General features: G+C 25.6%; 2 protein-coding genes. Both read right to left on the reverse strand.

The window, feature by feature from the left end:
- Positions 1–59: 59 nt before the first annotated feature.
- Positions 60–2,216, reverse strand: coding sequence for a TraI/MobA(P) family conjugative relaxase (traI, locus tag CCO88_RS06890; RefSeq protein ID WP_002839866.1), 2,157 nt, complete (start codon positions 2,214–2,216; stop codon positions 60–62).
- A complete protein-coding gene (locus tag CCO88_RS06895) occupies positions 2,179–2,562 on the reverse strand; it encodes a plasmid mobilization protein (RefSeq protein WP_002823902.1) in 384 nt (127 codons plus the stop codon). The genes traI and CCO88_RS06895 overlap by 38 nt, the downstream gene beginning before the upstream one ends.
- Positions 2,563–2,587 lie beyond the last annotated feature (25 nt).

Genomic DNA, 2,587 nt, shown 5'->3' on the forward strand with positions numbered 1-2,587 from the left:
TACTCAAAATATATATTAAATTAATATTATAATAATATCACAATAATAATATTGTGATATTAAAAATTATTCAAATTAATATCATTATTTTCAATTACTTCCACCTTTTTCAAGTATTGATATTTTAAATCTTTTTCAAGTTTTTTTGCATACTTTTCCATTATGTCAATATTCTTATCGCTTAACATAGAAATAGCGTTTGCCACCTTATTAATTTTGCTTTCTTGCATTGAAAATCTTTTTATATACTCATCAGCATCAATTTTTCTATTTGTATAAAATCCCTTGGCAATATCTGTTATTTTATTAGTATTTAAAAATAAATGTTCAAATTTTTCAAACCTTTTTATCTCTTCATCATCGATCAAGGTTTGTTTAATTTCTTCATTCATTGCGATAAGTCCTTCTTTATTGGCAGAATTTACAATAAAGCCGTCAATTTCAATACAAACACTTTCAGTATCCATGGAATCTATTTCTTTATAGCTAAAGCCTAATTTTTTCAGCTCGCCTTTAAATATTGAAGGTGTAGAGTTTGATATTTTTTTAAGTGAAAATTTTAAAGCTTTCAATTCTTTTTCTTTAATATTTTCATCTATATCTTTATCCTGTTCTGTGAGTTTGATTTTTAATTCAATAATATTTTTTAAAACCTTTCTAGTTTTCATTTCTTGACGCTTGTTATTGTTTTCTTCTTGTATCTTTTGCATTCTCTGATCTGAAAAACTTACATTTAAATTATAATCATTTGCGACTTCTAAAATATTTCTTTTAAATTTATCATCTCCTGTAATATTAAGATGATTTCCGAATCTATCAATTGCCATAAGCAAAGAATTTAAAAGAAATTCTTTATCATCTTTATCATTGATAAGAGATACTTTTAGCATTTCTCCTTTGTCTATGGCTTTATTAAAACCACTTTTATATACAGCATAACCTTCTTTTGTTATATAATCTACATTTTCAAATATTTTAGGTTTTTCCTGGGTTGATGATAGAGTATTTTCATTTTCATTGATTTTCGTTTTAGTTCTTCGCAAAGCCCTTGTAGCCTCTTCGTTTCCTGATAAGGATTCACTAATTAAAAAATCTCTATAAGACACTCTTTTATATTTTTGATAAAGCTCTTTTTGTTTATTTTTAAAAATCATTCTTTGGTTTTTAACATGTGCAAAGGTATTTTTATTAAATTTCATTGATGGTATTGAAGTTTTAAATTCATTTCGCCTAAGCTTTAACATTCTAAGTTCTTTGTCAAGCTCTGCTTTTTTCTCATTTTCAATTCTTAAATACTTTTCCCATAATGTTTTAGAAGTTTCTTTATTTGGTCGCTGATATTGTTCTTTTATTTCGTGTTTTTCTTCTTTAATATTTTGCGTATTTTCTTTTTCTTGTTTTAAATCTAATTCTTTAAATCTTTTCTCTAAAGCTTGTTTAGACAACCCCCTGTGAATACTACTTGCCTTACAAAATAATTTTTCACTTTTAGAAGCAATAACAAAACCTTTTCTTCTTTCTCTAAATTCAAGATCATATTCAGCTAAAAATTGTTTAATATCTTTAAAAGTAGTTTTTTCATCTTTTAACATAAGATCTACTTGTTTAGAAAGCTTTTCTTTTACCCAGGTTTCAAAATTACAATTCATAGTGTGGATATTATATTTATTACTTTGCTTATCTTTTTGTGAAATATGATTGTCTAACTTCAAATTATATTTCTTTTCAAGTTTCATCGCTGTTTCTTGTAAAATTCTAACATCATTGTAAGGATTAATAACTTTTAGTGTATGCGGATTAACTTTATTAATTGCAATATGTATGTGAAGATTATTTGTGTTGGAATGAACCACGCTTAATCTTTGATGATCTTCCATTCCTAAAGACTTTGCGATTTCTTCTTCAATTACTTGTAAAATTTCTAAAGTAGGGTTTTCATCTTCTTGAAAAGAAACTACTAAATGCAAAGTTTTATCTTGTTTTGTTGTGGTATTAAGCTTTTGAGTATTGATAATCTCATTAATATTATCTTCATCGTTATCAAAAGAACAATTTGTAAAATGATAACCTTCCACTTTATCCATTTCATTGTTTTTATCAAGCATATAATCAACCAATACTTTTGCATTATTATTGTCTTTGTCTAAAATATAGTTTGATAAATTTTTAAAACTTGATTTATTCTGCTTTTTGCTTGGAATCTTTTTGATTATCATTTTGTATTATCCTTTTGGCTTGTTCTTTTAAAAGTATTTGTAAATCTAAAATTTGATCTACAATCTCATCAATATCATTATAAGTTCTTTTGTTTGAAAAATTGACTTTATTATCTTCGTTTCTAACCAACCAATGTTTAAAAAGTCCGCCCAATCTTCCTATATCTCCAGCAATGTTTAAAACATTATGTGCGACTTTTTGATCTACTATACAAGTAATAGGATAATTCATCGATAAATCACGCAAATATCTTGAAATCGTTAAGCCGTGATTTTGCGCTTTTTGCATTATATGTTTATACTCATCTTCAGATAATCTTATTGCTATTCTTTTATCTTTTCTCATTTGGCGTCCTTATTTTAGAGCTTTA

Source organism: Campylobacter coli LMG 9860, from assembly GCF_000254135.1.
Taxonomy (GTDB): domain Bacteria; phylum Campylobacterota; class Campylobacteria; order Campylobacterales; family Campylobacteraceae; genus Campylobacter_D; species Campylobacter_D coli.

Excerpts from the sequence above, each read along its gene's own strand:
- traI (WP_002839866.1), bottom strand. The coding sequence starts at position 2,216 with ATGATAATCAAAAAGATTCCAAGCAAAAAGCAGAATAAATCAAGTTTT.
- CCO88_RS06895 (WP_002823902.1), bottom strand. The coding sequence starts at position 2,562 with ATGAGAAAAGATAAAAGAATAGCAATAAGATTATCTGAAGATGAGTAT.